At 52.7% G+C, this 15,427-nt stretch carries 12 protein-coding genes; 5 read left to right on the top strand and 7 right to left on the bottom strand.

The genetic code is table 11. From position 1 onward, the window contains the following. Positions 1 to 11: 11 nt before the first annotated feature. Both GT753_RS03205 and GT753_RS03200 read right to left on the bottom strand, forming a co-directional pair. The gene (locus GT753_RS03205) at positions 12 to 695 is read right to left on the bottom strand and encodes a molecular chaperone (RefSeq protein WP_004939085.1); all 684 of its coding nucleotides are present in this window, start codon (positions 693 to 695) and stop codon (positions 12 to 14) included. 66 nt (positions 696 to 761) lie between these two features. Beyond that, positions 762 to 1,289 carry a fimbrial protein gene (locus GT753_RS03200; protein WP_004939088.1) on the bottom strand — a complete coding sequence of 176 codons (528 nt, stop codon included), beginning with the start codon at positions 1,287 to 1,289 and terminating at the stop codon, positions 762 to 764. A 514-nt stretch (positions 1,290 to 1,803) separates the two neighbouring features. Here GT753_RS03200 and GT753_RS03195 point away from each other — a divergent pair. The 3 genes from GT753_RS03195 (at position 1,804) to GT753_RS03185 (ending at position 4,941) form a co-directional block, all read left to right on the top strand. Continuing rightward, positions 1,804 to 2,520: an EAL domain-containing protein gene (locus GT753_RS03195; protein WP_004939091.1), complete on the top strand. Its 717-nt coding sequence runs from the start codon at positions 1,804 to 1,806 to the stop codon at positions 2,518 to 2,520. A 21-nt stretch (positions 2,521 to 2,541) separates the two neighbouring features. Then, the gene (locus tag GT753_RS03190) at positions 2,542 to 3,132 is read left to right on the top strand and encodes a LuxR family transcriptional regulator (RefSeq protein ID WP_004939094.1); all 591 of its coding nucleotides are present in this window, start codon (positions 2,542 to 2,544) and stop codon (positions 3,130 to 3,132) included. Positions 3,133 to 3,315: 183 nt separating this feature from the next. Next, positions 3,316 to 4,941 carry an FMN-binding glutamate synthase family protein gene (locus GT753_RS03185; RefSeq protein ID WP_015377182.1) on the top strand — a complete coding sequence of 542 codons (1,626 nt, stop codon included), beginning with the start codon at positions 3,316 to 3,318 and terminating at the stop codon, positions 4,939 to 4,941. A 108-nt stretch (positions 4,942 to 5,049) separates the two neighbouring features. Here the strand turns inward: GT753_RS03185 and betA are convergent, their stop codons facing one another. From betA to GT753_RS03165, 4 genes are all read right to left on the bottom strand, one after another. Next, positions 5,050 to 6,717, bottom strand: coding sequence for a choline dehydrogenase (gene betA / locus GT753_RS03180; protein ID WP_015377181.1), 1,668 nt, complete (start codon positions 6,715 to 6,717; stop codon positions 5,050 to 5,052). A 135-nt stretch (positions 6,718 to 6,852) separates the two neighbouring features. Further along, a complete protein-coding gene (betB, locus tag GT753_RS03175; protein ID WP_021504279.1) occupies positions 6,853 to 8,325 on the bottom strand; it encodes a betaine-aldehyde dehydrogenase in 1,473 nt (490 codons plus the stop codon). A 14-nt stretch (positions 8,326 to 8,339) separates the two neighbouring features. Beyond that, the gene (gene betI, locus GT753_RS03170; protein WP_004939107.1) at positions 8,340 to 8,942 is read right to left on the bottom strand and encodes a transcriptional regulator BetI; all 603 of its coding nucleotides are present in this window, start codon (positions 8,940 to 8,942) and stop codon (positions 8,340 to 8,342) included. 71 nt (positions 8,943 to 9,013) lie between these two features. After that, positions 9,014 to 9,352, bottom strand: a complete 339-nt coding sequence (locus GT753_RS03165) for a hypothetical protein (RefSeq protein WP_154870601.1) — start codon at positions 9,350 to 9,352, stop codon at positions 9,014 to 9,016. On the opposite strand from GT753_RS03165, the gene GT753_RS03160 reads away from it, so the two are divergent. Beyond that, entirely contained in the window at positions 9,343 to 11,379 is a 2,037-nt protein-coding gene (locus tag GT753_RS03160; RefSeq protein WP_015377179.1) for a choline transporter, read from the top strand. The genes GT753_RS03165 and GT753_RS03160 overlap by 10 nt on opposite strands. Before the next feature lie 344 nt (positions 11,380 to 11,723). Continuing rightward, positions 11,724 to 14,795 (top strand): DUF4214 domain-containing protein, encoded by a 3,072-nt coding sequence (locus tag GT753_RS03155; RefSeq protein WP_160125258.1) that lies wholly within the window; start codon positions 11,724 to 11,726, stop codon positions 14,793 to 14,795. A gap of 120 nt (positions 14,796 to 14,915) precedes the next feature. Here GT753_RS03155 and GT753_RS03150 read toward each other — a convergent pair whose 3' ends face one another. Further along, entirely contained in the window at positions 14,916 to 15,383 is a 468-nt protein-coding gene (locus GT753_RS03150; RefSeq protein WP_033640910.1) for a YkgB family protein, read from the bottom strand. Between the last annotated feature and the right edge of the window lie 44 nt (positions 15,384 to 15,427).

The following is a 15,427-nucleotide window of genomic DNA, read 5'->3' as shown; positions in this document are numbered from 1 at the left end:
AGTGCTTCAAATCAATTCAGTGCGACGTTTTTAATCTCGGTGTGACCGCCATAGTCGTTGATATAGGTAAACGACATATTGTTGGCTGATTGCGCCCCCTGAGGCAGGGAAATACGCAGGCTGTCGTGTGGCTTGACCATGTCGGCGTTCACTTTCCAGCTCTTGCCGCCGCTCTTCAGGTTCAACACGCCCAGCGTGACAAACAGCGGGCCATCGTTAGTCACGACTAAATTGCCGCCCTGGCGCTTCCACTTCAGCGCTTCCGCCTGCTGTTGCAGGTTGGTTTTCAACGAATCCGGGCGATAGAACAGTTTGATACGAGTACGGATCGCCACCTGCAGCACGTTATCTTGCTTAGGCGTTGGCGGAATTTCCTGTACGTTGACCCAGAGCAGAGATTCTCTGTCCTGCGGCAAACCGCTGCCGGAATAGATAAAACGCAAAATGGCGTCTTTCTTGGCAGCCAGCTTCAAAATGGGTGGCGTCACCACGATCGGCAAATTCTTAGGCATCTGGCTTGCATCGCCAGTATCCAGCCAGGTTTGCACCATGTAGGTATCGTCGCTGTCATTGCTGATTGAGAGCGATGCGGATTTACTTGCGCTGTTATAGATGACACGCGTCGCATCAACCTGAATGCCGGCAAAGGCATTAACAGAGAATGCGAATAAAATACCAGTCAGAATTTTTTTCATCGGAATGTCTCAACTCTCAAAATTTAGCCATCCTTGGCCAATAACTCTATCTATCCTGCCAGCGAATTATTTGTATTCGATGGTGAAGGTAGCGTTAGAGTTTGCCTGACCGGCAGTTACCAGATCCTGGAAGGATTTGTAACGAGCGCGCAGGTTGAAAGTCGCAGCACCTGGGTTATCGCCATCAGCAGCAACAGTTACGGTAGCTGGGGTAGCCACTTCCTGAGAGATTGGCAGAGTAGAACCGTTGTTATCCAGAATTTCAACGCCAACGCCAGTCGCGCCGCCAGTTACAGCCAACAGCTCTGGGTGGCCAGCTGGGGTGTTACCGTCGAAACGCAGGGTGTAGTTACCCGCTTCACATTTCTCCAGGCTGATATCGAAAGCTTTAGCACCGCTGGTAGAACCGGCAGTTGGGAAAGCGGTGGTAGGATATTTACCCAGGTAAACTTCTTTATTCTGGTCTTTATCAACAACTTTACAGGTGGACTGTACAATTTCACCGGTGAATTTAACGTTGCCGTTTGCTGCCATTGCGTTGGAAGCAGTTGCAGACAATACCAGGGCAGCCAAAGGCAATAATACTTTTTTCATTTCCAGCTCCATAGAACAATAAAATAATCGATTCAGTGGCGGGCTTATATATATATTGCCGCCACTGAGCATACACTCAGCGATAGCACTCCCTTGCTGAAAAGGAGCGTTGCCTCGATGAACTCATTGCCGGACGAAATATAGACTAAGCATATTCTTAATGTTAAATCGTTTAAAACATTCATAAGCCCCCTCTTGATAGGAATAAACTATCGGCGGATACCTATCGATCGATGTTGACGATTCATATGAATAGGAATAATCTGTGTTTGGGAAAGCTGCAGAGTTCAAGATTTTGCGTTAAGGCCTGAAAATCAGAATATTATCCCGAATATTTACATTTAGTAACAGATTGCGACGTTTGGACTTTGGCACGAATTACGCGTTTAATGGTCTGTCGACACGTTTCGGCCATCCTGACGCTTTAAATAAGAAATTTACCAATAAACCTGGAGTAACTTTCTTTTTAATCATTTAAAATCAACAAGTTAAATATCAATCCAAGGATTGGGAAATGAGCGGTTCTTTCAGAGAGAAAAATAACGGCATTAATTATGTTTTTCAGCCAATGTTCGCGAAGTCGGGACAATTGCTGGCCGTTGAATGTCTGTCTCGCTTTACGTTTAATAGCGAATATGCCCATTTTTCTCCTGAACAGTTCTTTCGTCACGCCGACAGCGCCACCCGGATTGAGATTTTGATGGATCAGATCAATCTGATCGATAAATACAAACACTGGTTTCATGAAAACCAAGTGATAGCCACTTTGAATGTTGACGATTATTCCCTGCAATCGCTGGCGAATAGTCACTTTGCCGAGAGAATTAATGCCCTGCGCTGTATTCATTTTGAGATCAGCGAGAATTCAACCCGGCTGGTGAAAGATCGCGTGCACGGCGATCCGTCATTGAATAGTTATTCATTTTGGCTCGATGATTTTGGTTCTGGCTATGCGGGTTTTTCCGCGTTGTACAACAGCCAGTTCCGCTTCGTTAAGCTCGATCGTTTTCTGCTCTGGGACTTTATGAAAAAGTCCGGCGGCGAGGGCTTGATGCGCGCGTTACTGCGCTTCTTTTACCTTAATCATTACAAGGTAATTATCGAAGGAGTTGAAACTCCCGAACACAAGAAATGGCTGGATGAAATGCCATATTACGCACTGCAGGGAAAGCTGTGGAAGGAATCCAGCATCAAGGATTTGAACTCGCTTCTTACAGCTGAATACTTTTAACTCGGTATTGGTGTTTGCCCTATGTCTAAAAACAACGTTCTTGTGATTAGTGAGTGTAAGTACAGCTATGTTGGCCTGTCGGTGCTGCTGAAGAAACATTACGGCGCGTACGATATCCGCCTGTTTTCCGATTTCATGCACGGCGGCGCCAAAGCGGAAAAGATCACCAAGCACGATATCGCGCTGATTTTCACCTCGCAAAACCTGGAACAGAGCGTCAACGTGATCGAAAGCCTGGTGTCCCTGCACCAGCAGTACAACAGCAAGACGCGCCTGCTGGTGTTCTATGACGACGAGCGCGTAGTGAAACTGCTGTCGATCCTGGGGATTTCCGTTGAATTGGTCTCTACCCGCATTCCGCTTTATTCGCTGCAGGAAAAAATCCAGCGGCTGCTGGAAAGCAAAGAACCGGGCGGTATCCGGGTGCAGAAAACCCGCGAGCTCAGCCCGGCGGAAAGCGACGTGATCTTCAATCTGCTGCGCGGCGACAGCCTGCTGCATATCGCGGAAAAACGCGGCACGCACCCGAAAACCATCTTCTCGCAAAAATACAGCGCGATGAAAAAGCTGCGGCTGCGCAGCATGAGCACCATCTTCGTCGCCGGCAAATAAACATCTTGGCTTGTTGCGCGGCACGCCGCGCGGCAACCCCTCCCTTCCGCCAGGTTAAATTAATGTAACAACCGGCGACAAAGCAGCAACAGACACACAACATCCTCTCCTGTTGGTTACGATTTGCACACGGATTATCCGTGAGTCATGTCGTGTGGATTAAAATAAACATCAGGAGATGTTATGAAGTCGTCCTTATTCAGCCGCTATACCTGCTTTGTGCTGAGCATCTTGCTCACCCTGGTTTTCTTGATCATGATGCACAACCATCCCTGGTTCTGGCTGCCGGCCCTGGCCTGCGGTTGCCTGATGGTGCTGGGTATCTACGATCTCACGCAGCAGCGCCACGCCATCTGCCGCAACTACCCGATCATCGGCCGCCTGCGCTTCTTCTTCGAGTTCATCCGTCCGGAACTGCGCCAGTATTTCCTCGAGCAGGATAATGAAGAGATCCCGTTTTCGCGCACCCAGCGCACGCTGGTGTATCGCCGGGCGAAAAACGAGATGGGTGACAAACCGTTCGGCACCCTGCTGGACGTGTATCAAACCGGCTATGAGTGCATCGGCCACTCCATGCGGCCGGTGGAAGCCGCCGACCCAACCAGTTTCCGCATCACCATCGGCGGCGCCGACTGCCGCCAGCCCTACTCCGCGTCGATCTTCAACATTTCGGCCATGAGCTTCGGCGCACTCTCCGCCAACGCCATCCGCGCGCTCAACCTCGGCGCGGCCAAGGGTAACTTCTACCACGACACCGGTGAGGGCAGCATCAGCCGCTATCACCGCGAAAACAACGGCGACCTGGTGTGGGAGCTGGGCAGCGGCTATTTCGGCTGTCGCACCGCCGACGGCCATTTCGATCCGCGCCGCTTTGCCGAACAGGCGCAAAGCCCGCAGGTGAAAATGATTGAAATCAAGCTCAGCCAGGGCGCCAAGCCGGGCCACGGCGGCATTCTGCCGGCGAAGAAGGTAGATGCGGAAATCGCCGCCACCCGCGGCGTGCCGGAAGGCGTGGATTGCATCTCGCCGGCCTCGCACAGCGCCTTCACCACCCCGCTGGAAATGATGCAGTTCATCCAACAGCTGCGCGAGCTGTCAGGCGGCAAACCGGTCGGTTTCAAGCTGTGCATCGGCCACCCGTGGGAGTTCGTCGCCATCGTCAAGGCGATGCTGCACACCCGCATTCTGCCGGACTTCATCGTGGTGGACGGCAAGGAGGGCGGCACCGGCGCCGCGCCGCTCGAACTCTCCAACTATATGGGCATGCCGCTGCGCGAAGGGCTGCTGTTCGTGCATAACACGCTGGTGGGCTGCGGCCTGCGCGACCAAATCAAGATTGGCGCCAGCGGCAAGATCATCAGCGCCTTTGACATCGCCAGCGTGCTGGTGCTCGGCGCCGACTGGGTGAATTCGGCGCGCGGCTTTATGTTCGCCGTCGGCTGCATCCAGTCGCAAAGCTGCCACACCAACCACTGCCCGACCGGCGTAGCGACGCAAGATCCGCTGCGGCAAAAGGCGCTGGTGGTACCGAACAAGGCGGAACGCGTCTACCACTTCCATCAGAATACGGTGAAAGCGCTGGCAGACATGCTGGCGGCGGCCGGCGTCAGCCGCCCGGAGCAGCTGACCTCGCACCATATGCTGCGCCGCATCACGCCGACCGAGATCAAGGTGTACGCCGATATCTATTACTATCTGGAGCCGGGCGCGCTGCTGCAGCCGGAGATCAAAAGCGAGTTCTACGCCCGCATGTGGCGCATGGCGACGCCCACCAGTTTCGATCAGGCGATCTCGCTGCCGGCGGCATGATGGGATAAGGGATAAAAGAGAGTTGCCCCCTCGCCTTGGGGAAGAGCATATGGAGAGGGGTTGCTTGCTACGGCGGCCCTCCCCCTCAACGGCGAGAGGGCGTGTCGGTTACTGCTTGCGCACCGGCGCATCGCCGGCGACGTAGTAGTCGGCGGTGCTGCGCGGCAGCGGCGCGCGCTGGCGAATGCGGTCGGCGATCTTTTCGGCGATCATGATGGTGGTGGCGTTCAGGTTGCCGGTGATGATCAGCGGCATAATCGACGCATCCACCACCCGCAATCCTTCCATGCCGTGCACCCGGCCCTGGCCGTCAACCACCGCCATCTCGTCTTCGCCCATCTTGCACGAGCAGGACGGGTGGAAGGCGGTTTCGGCGTGCTCGCGCACGAAGGCGTCCAGCTGCTCGTCGGTCTGCACCTCCGGCCCTGGGCTGATCTCGCGGCCGCGGTATTCGTCCAGGGCCGGCTGCGCCATGATTTCGCGCGTGATGCGGATAGCGTCGCGGAACTCCTGCCAATCCTGTTCGGTCGACATGTAGTTGAACAGAATGCTCGGGTGCTGGCGCGGATCCTTCGACTTCACCTGCACCCGGCCGCGGCTCGGCGAACGCATCGAACCGACGTGGGCCTGGAAGCCATGCTCTTTCACCGCGTTGCTGCCGTTATAGTTAATCGCCACCGGCAGGAAGTGATACTGAATGTTCGGCCAGGCGAACTCTGCGCGGCTGCGGATGAAACCGCCGGCCTCGAACTGGTTGCTGGCGCCGACGCCGGTGCCGTTGAACAGCCATTCCGCGCCGATCTTCGGCTGATTGAACCATTGCAACGCCGGGTACAGCGACACCGGTTTCTTGCAGGCGTACTGCAGGTACATCTCCAGGTGGTCCTGCAGGTTTTCCCCTACCCCCGGCAGATCGTGCACCACGTTGATGTCCAGACTTTTCAGCAGCGCCGCCGGGCCGACGCCCGAACGCTGCAGAATTTGCGGCGAGGCGATGGCGCCGGCGCACAGCAGCACTTCGCGGCGCGCTTTGGCATGGGTCAGCTGATTGCTGTCGCCCTGCAGATAGTTGACGCCCACTGCGCGCTTGCCGTCGAACACGATATGGTCGGTCAGCGCATGGGTGACGATCTTCAGGTTCGGCCGGGAACGCGCCTGATCCAGATAACCGCGGGCGGTGCTGGCGCGGCGTCCCTTCGGCGTCACGGTGCGATCCATCGGGCCGAAGCCTTCTTGTTGGTAACCGTTCAGATCGTCAGTGCGCGGGTAACCCGCCTGCACGCCGGCTTCCACCATGGCGTGGAACAGTTCGTTGTTACCGGCCTTCGGCGTGGTGACGCTCACCGGGCCCTCACCACCGTGGTAATCGTTCGGGCCGATATCGCGCGTTTCCGCCTTACGGAAATACGGCAGGCAGTCCAGATAGGTCCAGTCTTCCAGACCCGGCGCCTTGGCCCAGTTGTCGAAATCCATCGCGTTGCCGCGAATGTAACACATGCCGTTGATCAGGGATGAACCGCCCAGCCCTTTGCCGCGGCCGCATTCCATCCGGCGGTTGTTCATGTGCGGCTCAGGATCGGTTTCATACGCCCAGTTATAGCGGCGGCCCTGCAGCGGAAACGCCAGCGCGGCCGGCATCTGGGTACGGAAATCCATCCGGTAATCCGGGCCGCCGGCTTCCAGCAGCAGGACGCTGACGTCGGCGTCTTCGGTCAATCGGGTGGCTAACACGTTGCCGGCGGAACCGGCACCGATAATGATGTAGTCAAATTCCATTCATTATCTCCTTACTTTATTGGCCTGCATGAGACGAAAACGCGAAACGCGGATCCGCAACAGGCGGTGTATTTGGCTCTCGGGGAGTGTCGGCCGCAGCCAACCCGGCTGCGGCTCGAAAGACGACGGGGATAGTTAAAATACCGAGGCGTAATCGCCCAGCTCAACCTGCACCGATTTGATCTGGGTGTAGTGCTCCAGCGTGGTCAGGCCGTTTTCGCGGCCGACGCCGGACTGCTTGTAGCCACCGACCGGCATTTCCGCCGCCGACTCGCCCCAGGTGTTGATCCAGCAAATGCCAGCTTCCAGCTGGTGGATCACGCGGTGCGCGCGGGCCAGATCGTGGGTCACCACGCCCGCGGCCAGGCCGAAGGTGGTGTCGTTGGCACGGCGCACCACTTCCTCTTCGCTCTGGTAGCTGAGAATGCTCATCACCGGCCCGAAGATCTCTTCGCGCACGATTTCCATGTCGTCGCGGCAGTCGCTGAATACCGTCGGCGCCACGTAAGCGCCCTTGCCGAACTCACCGTGGGTGACGCGTTCGCCGCCGCACAGCAGGCGCGCGCCGCTGTTCTTGCCGCTCTCGATAAAGCGCAGCACCGATTCCATGTGCGCAAAGCTGACCAGCGGCCCGAAGTTGGTTTGCGGATCGGTCGGATCGCCGAGGCGAATGCGCTTCACGCGCTCGAGAATTTTCGCCTCAAACTGCGCCTGCAGCGCCGCCGGCACAAAGACGCGGGTGCCGTTGGTGCACACCTGGCCGGAACTGTAGAAGTTGGCCATCATGGCGATATCGGCGGCGCGATCCAGATCGGCGTCGTCGAAGATAATCAGCGGCGACTTGCCGCCCAGTTCCATGGTGACTTCCTTCAGCGTCGAACCCGACGCGTTGGCCATCACCTTCTTGCCGGTTTTCACCCCGCCGGTGAAAGAGACTTTGGCAATGCCCGGATGGTCGGTCAGGTATTGCCCCACTTCCGCCCCGCTGCCGGTCACCACGTTGAACACGCCGTCCGGCAGGCCGGCTTCGGTGTAGATTTCCGCCAGCTTCAGCGCCGTCAATGACGTGACTTCGCTTGGCTTGAAGATCATCGCGTTGCCCGCCGCCAGCGCCGGCGCGGACTTCCACAGCGCGATCTGAATCGGGTAGTTCCAGGCGCCGATGCCGGCCACCACGCCCAGCGGTTCGCGGCGGGTGTAGACGAACGAGGTATCGCGCAGCGGGATCTGTTCGCCTTCAATGGCCGGGATCAGGCCGGCGTAATACTCCAGCACGTCGGCGCCGGTGACGATGTCCACCGCGGTGGTTTCCGACATCGCTTTGCCAGTATCCAGCGTTTCCAGCGCCGCCAGCTCATCGTTGCGCTCGCGCAGAATATCCACCGCGCGACGCAGGATGCGCGAACGTGCCATCGCCGTCATCGCCGCCCACACCTTCTGCCCGCTGGCCGCGCTGGCCACCGCACGATCGACGTCTTCAGCGCCGGCGGACTGGACTTCAGCCAGAATTTCGCCGTTCGCCGGGTTAATGGCGTTGAAGGTTTTTCCAGCGGTGCTGTCTACATAGGCGCCATGAATATAGAGCTTCTGCAAGCCAAAACGGGACATAGGATCTCCTTGAGTTATCCTCCGGGCGGCGTCTGCCCCCGGAGTTGGAACGTGATGTATTCGGTCGTGAGCGCCAGCGCCTGCGCCTGATTGAACGCGGAGCCGCGCAGCGCGCTGCGCAGCCACAGCCCATCGATCAGCGCCGCCAGCCCCTTGGCCGCCAACCGCGCCTGCGGCTGCGGCATGACGCGGCGAAACTCGGCGCACAGGTTGGAATAAAGCCGGCGGCCGTTCACCTGTTGCAGCCGGTTGAGCTGCGGCTGGTGCAGGCTGCTGGCCCAAAAGGCCAGCCAGGTCTTCATCGCCGCGCTGTTGATCTGGCTGTCGTCGAAGTTGCCGGCGACGATCGCCTGCAGCCGCGCCGCCGGGCTGTTATCGGTCAGCGCCTGCAGCCGCAGCTTCACCGCCTCGCCCAGGTGGCTGATCAGATAGCGCATCGTGGCTTCCAGCAGGCCGTTCTTGTCCTTGAAATAATGGCTGATGATGCCGTTGGAAACGCCGGCGCGCCGCGCGATCTGCGCGATGGTGGCGTCATGCATTCCCACTTCGTTTACCGCGGCGAGCGTGGCATCAATCAACTGCTGCCTTCTGATTGGCTGCATTCCTACCTTTGGCATATTTCGACTCTCACAAAACCGACTTCGGCCTTATCTCAGCGGGCAAATTTCACTGCCGTTTCGCCCGTGATTCAGGTCATCATGCGGACTATTAAACTTTTTTTTGATTGAACGTTCAATAAAAATTGCATATATTTTATTGCCGCCTGGTTAAAAATTTGTACTATCTGGTTGTGGAACTGGCTGATTTTTGTGAGGTAATTAACGAATCTGACCAAAATCAGTGGCTGTAAGCGGTTCCCACCGCGAAGCGCTCCGGTGCTTCGGCAACAGGCGAAAGCGGCGTTACTCAGGCCATTCCCATGGGGATGGTCGCCGCCTTCATTCGCCCGTTTTCCGGCGGCGCCAACGCGCCCCGAAATGCGGAGCGGCACGATTTTACTCAGTTCAGAGGATGACGATGACAACACGCGAAACCTCCTCCAAACCGCAGCAGGACCGCCTCAACCCTGTGGTTTTCTTCACCTCGGCGGGGCTGATCCTGGCCTTCTCGCTGATGACCATCTTTTTCACCGACTTCTCCGGGCAGTGGATCACCCGCACGCTGAATTGGGTGTCGACCACCTTCGGTTGGTACTACCTGCTGGCGGCGACGCTGTACATCGTGTTCGTGGTGTTTATCGCCGCCTCGCGCTTCGGTTCCATCAAGCTCGGGCCAGAGCAGTCCAAGCCGGAGTTCAGCCTGATGAGCTGGGCGGCGATGCTGTTCGCCGCCGGCATCGGCATCGACCTGATGTTCTTTTCGGTCGCCGAGCCGGTGACCCAGTACATGATGCCGCCGGAAGGCGACGCGCAAACGCTGGAGGCCGCGCGCCAGGCAATGGTCTGGACGCTGTTCCACTACGGCCTGACCGGCTGGTCAATGTATGCGCTGATGGGCATCGCCCTCGGCTACTTCAGCTATCGCTACAATCTGCCGCTGACCATCCGCTCGGCGCTGTACCCAATCTTCGGTAAACGCATCAACGGCCCGATCGGCCACAGCGTGGACATCGCCGCGGTGCTCGGCACCATCTTCGGCATCGCCACCACGCTGGGCATCGGCGTGGTGCAGCTCAACTACGGCCTCAAGGTGCTGTTCGAGATCCCGGAAAACCTGACGGTGCAGGGCTCGCTGATCCTGCTGTCGGTGATCATGGCCACCATCTCGGTCACCTCGGGGGTCAACAAGGGCATCCGCATCCTGTCCGAGCTGAACGTGCTGCTGGCGCTGGGCCTGATCCTGTTCGTGCTGTTCTTCGGCGACACCGAGTTCCTGCTCAACGCGCTGGTGCTTAACGTCGGCGATTACGTCAACCGCTTTATGGGCATGACGCTCAACAGCTTCGCCTTCGATCGGCCGGTGGAGTGGATGAACAACTGGACGCTGTTCTTCTGGGCCTGGTGGGTGGCTTGGTCGCCGTTCGTCGGCCTGTTCCTGGCGCGCATCTCGCGCGGGCGCACCATTCGTCAGTTCGTGGTCGGCACGCTGATCATACCGTTCGTGTTCACCCTGCTGTGGCTGTCTATCTTCGGCAACAGCGCGCTGTATCAGATCATTCACGGCAACGCCGAGTTTGCTCAGGAAGTGATGCAGTTCCCGGAGCGCGGCTTCTACAGCCTGCTGGCGCAATACCCCGGCTTCACCTTCAGCGCCTCGGTGGCCACCATCACCGGCCTGCTGTTCTACGTCACCTCGGCGGACTCCGGCTCGCTGGTGCTGGGTAACTTCACCTCGCGCCTGGCCGACATCAATAATGATGCGCCGAACTGGCTGCGGATTTTCTGGTCGGTGGCCATCGGCCTGCTGACCATCGGCATGCTGATGACCGACGGCGTGCCGGCGCTGCAGAAAACCACGGTGATCATGGGCCTGCCGTTCAGCTTCGTGATCTTCTTCGTGATGGCCGGGCTGTATAAATCGCTGCGGGTAGAAGACTACCGCAAGGCCAGCGCGCTCAGCACCCTGGCGCCGGTGCCGGTCTCCAGCCACGACGTGCTCAACTGGAAACAGCGCCTGTCGCGGGTGATGAACTACCCGGGCACGCAGTACACGCAGAAAATGTTGGATAAGGTTTGCCGCCCGGCGATGCAGGACGTGGCGCGCGAGCTGGAGTTGCGCGGCGCGAAAGTGGAGTTCAGCGAAGTGCCGCCGACCGAAGACGAACGCCTGAACCACCTGGAGCTGCTGGTACACCTGGGCGAGGAACAGAACTTCATCTATCAGATCTGGCCGATGCGCTACTCGGTGCCGGGCTTCACCTACCGCGCCCGCTCCGGCAAGTCGCACTACTACCGGCTGGAAACCTTCCTGATGGAAGGCACCCAGGGCAACGACCTGATGGACTACAGCAAGGAACAGGTGATTGGCGATATTCTCGACCAGTACGAGAAGCACCTGAACTTCCTGCACATTCATCGCGAAGCGCCGGGGGGCACCCTGACCTATCCTGATTAAAATAATGCCATTCCCACCAGCCTATTAGTTGGTGGGAATATCCCCCCCAAAAATTCAATACATATTTATTCTAAACCTCATCAAAAAACATCATAAGTATCTTTTTTGAAGATTAAAAGACACTCCAAGACAATTAAAACCCTATAAACTACAAATAGTTACTTTATTTTACATAAACAAAAAACATCATTTATACCTTTCCAGCATCGATAAAATGATGACCATGCATCCAATATCAGAAATTTCCTCAGCCAGACTTTCAATTCTTTCCTATAATTACTTAGCCTTTAAAAGAGAACTGCAAGTCATTAGTAAAAAACATTATCACAATGAGGAATTAAATTATGGCTGAGATAAAATACGAAAAACAGATTGCCAGCATTTATTATGCAATCACTCGGAAAAGCCCACCTGAAAAAGATTTAAAATCACTTAGTGAAAATTTACAGAAAAATGGACCTGCGGGTTTAGAGGATTTAATCACAAGGCTAATGAAGACGCCTGAAGCAAAAGAAATATATGGTGGATATCATAATAACTTTGAGATCATGTTTTTCTTTTTTAACACCATTCACGGTAGAACCATGGGAGAAATAGAGTTTAAGCTCTGGTCAAACGAGTCATATATCAACCCTAATCTCAATAATAATCTCTTCAAAATTACTAAGGAACTTGTAACTAATACGGCACCATGGCCTCAATTGAACGACGACTGGAGTATAAATAATAGTTATGAATATAATTACCCGGTACAACGTCAGATAGATAGGGAGCATTTTGTAGACAACGGAAATCAGGCTCTTTATCCTGGCTCTCCCTCCCCATCATCAACGAATGAAACTGATAGCACAGCTGATATTCAAGGCGTTTTTCATATCTTAGGGGCAGGAATCACCCGTGATGTGATTGAGTATTGGGCTCCATTAATCAATAACCATGAAAGAACATTACTTCAAGCCACAGAAAAATTTATTAATGATCGTCCATATCTAAGTAAAGTAACTAATAAGACATTTATACAAAAGTTATTCGAGAATGGTTATGAGCGTTCAGCATCTGATAATGAATTGAACTTTTATGTCAATCTATTATCAACGGGAATATCTCGTGGAGAGATTGCAATAAAATTAATGAATACATTAAAAGAAAGTAACAATGAACAAGATCACGTTGCAAGGGAACATTTAAAAGGCGCTTCATATGTTTATAAAGCAGGAGAACTGCCTCCTTTAGAGTATCAGGAGTTTATCGCCGAACTTTATTTAGCTGGCGCGGGAAGAAATCTAAACTCTGAAGCACTATTTGGCTGGAGCCAAAAAATGGCCTCAGGTACCAGCTACGACAAAATGGTAGATATTTTACTCAATACTTCTGAGTTCACTCGCATATCAACATATTTAGAAATTACCGCATACGCGCAAAAAGTGTATAATTTTGTTTATGGGCATGATGCAGATAGCGCCACAATACAGCAACTTGTTACCCTATCCGATAAAGGTGAGATAATTAAAAGTGTAATAAACAGCGCACTAAATACAACCGCGGGCACAACAAATGAATTTCATGAGAAGTTCCAATTCATATTTAGAGTTGCAGACAGCCTGAATTATAAAACCTATGCAACATTGACAAACAATTCAGATAACTATCTTTCTAGTAGTGTTAATTCTGGGTTGCTACATAATATCAGTAAAATAGAAATGTCAAAATTAGAAAAAATAGATATCAATCTTGCAACAAAAAGCAATATTAACCTTAATCAGGCAGCAAACATTAAGCAAATAAGCATTAGCGGAAACCAACCTGTGAAAATATCTTTGCCCGATAATAGTGTTAATGATTTCATTTTCGCTTATATGAACGGAAGCATTTCAGAGTTAACGTCTAAAAAAGCAAACACATTATTAATGTTAACACAGTCAGCTGATATCACCACAGCGCCAACTCATTTTAATTTTGGTATCGGTAACGATTTTCTTGGATGGACAGGAAATAATAGTAACAAATCCGGAAATAAAATAAACACTTTGTTTACGGCAGATGGCGGTAACGGAGTCAACTCAATATCTGCGAACTTTATCAATACTCGATCTGAAATAACAATCACCAAAGGTATTAATGGTGCTCCAGACACAAAGAGCATCCAATATACAAGCAATCTCGACCAGTTTAAAAACTTCTCGCTTATCGACTTATATAAATATACAGGTCAAATATCAACATTAACTTATACAAAAAATGTAGATGGTACTATATCCAGAACATCATCAGTAATCAGCAACACTTTAGATTATGATATATTTATTGAAAACACCAACATCATTAGTGGAGGGAATATTAATCAAATTGGCAAAGCAGGGTTCTCATTTATAAACACAGCGAATCAATCAAAACCTGCCACTGCAGATATAGTTTCCGTCATCAACATACCTAAAGAGGCGGCAAATTTTTATATTGGAAACCGCAGTGACGGACCTTACTCTGTGAGTAATGTAAATTACTCACTGAAATTTAAGAATGATGTAACAGAATTAAACTTCCTTACCAATCAAAAAAATGGTGAAGACACATTAACCAAATCGGTAGAATCATCTGGCACTAAAAGCGTTATTTATGCAGGAGCATTTGAGTTAATAGGGGAAAACCTGAGGAATGTTAATATAAAAACCGTAGGGGAATCAAATGACAAAAATGGTTTGACGTTAAAATTAACCAAGTCACATGTTGAAAAAATAACTATTGAAGGCACACACAAAATAAAATTGAATACTATTCTTGGAGGAGATAACAATACTACTGAATTTACTATTGATGCTTCAAAAAACTCTGGTGTAGATCTTTCGATTGAACCTGATTTATTTACAACAATAAGTAAGAACATCGTCATTTTTGGCGGTTCGCAAGGCAATAAATTTGCACTCTCGAATTCAATATACCGAGAGGTATCAAGCACTATAAAACTCATCGGCGGCGATGGGGACGATTATTTTGACGTGAGTGATATCGTAACGGCCATTGGAGGAAAAGGGGCGGACATGTTTAATATTATGTCAATCGCTAAAAACACCAGTACTCTTTATGATTTTAATGCACGAGAAGATATTATCGCTCTCAGTGATGATAATTTTTATATTTCAGGAAGAAAAAAAGGGGAGAAAATACCTTTCGTAGATAACGTTAGTGGAGGGAGTAGCTTGGACAACTATGGATATATAGAGTTCATTTCAGACCCAGAAAACCCATTGCAATTTAAAGGGAAGGCTGGTGTCGTTTCCACTCTGGACAGTAATTTGAAAAAAGATACGTATATCGTGGTGGATCTTAATAATAACAAAATATTTGATAACTCAGATGCATTAATAAAAATATCCGGACAGCCAGATACTGAACTCCTTGCATCACAACTATATTATTAATAAAAAAAGGGATTAGTTAAAATACAAACATGCAGTAACCATTCTGTCGCTAAAATGTAAAAGCCCGATGAGTACATCGGGCTTTTTAGGGCTAAATTGTGTCAACCATATTAGTATTGGTCACTGCTCGGCCGGCAAGTCGGCTTTCAGCAGCACCAGGGAGCCGGCCAGCAACACCAGATCCTTGATTAAAAAGCTGGTGGCCCCGGCCATGGCGGGAAAACCGCCGGCGGAGGGCTCCCAGGCGCCCGGCGTGGAAAAGATCAGCGTCAGCGTGGTCAGGTAGGTCACCGTCGATCCGATCGCCCCCAGCAACCCCAACCGCCGCGACCAGAATCCCGCCAGCAGCAGCAAACCGAAGCTCCATTCAGCGACGCCTAATGCATAACTGGCGCCGCGAATGCCGAACGCCTGATGCATCCAGCTCAGCAGCGGGCTGTTGCCGATCAGCGGCACCAGCCCCTGCGCCTCGTAATCAAACCATTTGGCGTAGCCGAAGGCGGCGAAAATCACCACCAACGCCGCGCGCATAAAGATAACGTCCCCGTTCGAGCGCTGAAAGCGCCGCAGCCATGTCGCCAACATCATCCTCTCTCCTTATGCTGCCCGCAGCCGCCGCGGTTTGCCGCTTG

Source organism: Serratia sp. Z4 (genome assembly GCF_009900725.1).
Classification (GTDB): Bacteria; Pseudomonadota; Gammaproteobacteria; order Enterobacterales; family Enterobacteriaceae; genus Serratia; species Serratia nematodiphila.
Note: the sequence above shows the minus strand (reverse complement) of the source record. Positions and strands in the feature narration are given on the sequence as shown.

Bases quoted from the DNA above. Each gene is read 5' to 3' on its own strand.
- GT753_RS03200 (WP_004939088.1), bottom strand. From the start codon at position 1,289: ATGAAAAAAGTATTATTGCCTTTGGCTGCCCTGGTATTGTCTGCAACT.
- betB (WP_021504279.1), bottom strand. From the start codon at position 8,325: ATGTCCCGTTTTGGCTTGCAGAAGCTCTATATTCATGGCGCCTATGTA.
- GT753_RS03160 (WP_015377179.1), top strand. From the start codon at position 9,343: ATGACAACACGCGAAACCTCCTCCAAACCGCAGCAGGACCGCCTCAAC.
- betI (WP_004939107.1), bottom strand. From the start codon at position 8,942: ATGCCAAAGGTAGGAATGCAGCCAATCAGAAGGCAGCAGTTGATTGAT.
- GT753_RS03190 (WP_004939094.1), top strand. From the start codon at position 2,542: ATGTCTAAAAACAACGTTCTTGTGATTAGTGAGTGTAAGTACAGCTAT.
- GT753_RS03185 (WP_015377182.1), top strand. From the start codon at position 3,316: ATGAAGTCGTCCTTATTCAGCCGCTATACCTGCTTTGTGCTGAGCATC.
- betA (WP_015377181.1), bottom strand. From the start codon at position 6,717: ATGGAATTTGACTACATCATTATCGGTGCCGGTTCCGCCGGCAACGTG.
- GT753_RS03195 (WP_004939091.1), top strand. From the start codon at position 1,804: ATGAGCGGTTCTTTCAGAGAGAAAAATAACGGCATTAATTATGTTTTT.
- GT753_RS03205 (WP_004939085.1), bottom strand. From the start codon at position 695: ATGAAAAAAATTCTGACTGGTATTTTATTCGCATTCTCTGTTAATGCC.
- GT753_RS03155 (WP_160125258.1), top strand. From the start codon at position 11,724: ATGGCTGAGATAAAATACGAAAAACAGATTGCCAGCATTTATTATGCA.
- GT753_RS03150 (WP_033640910.1), bottom strand. From the start codon at position 15,383: ATGATGTTGGCGACATGGCTGCGGCGCTTTCAGCGCTCGAACGGGGAC.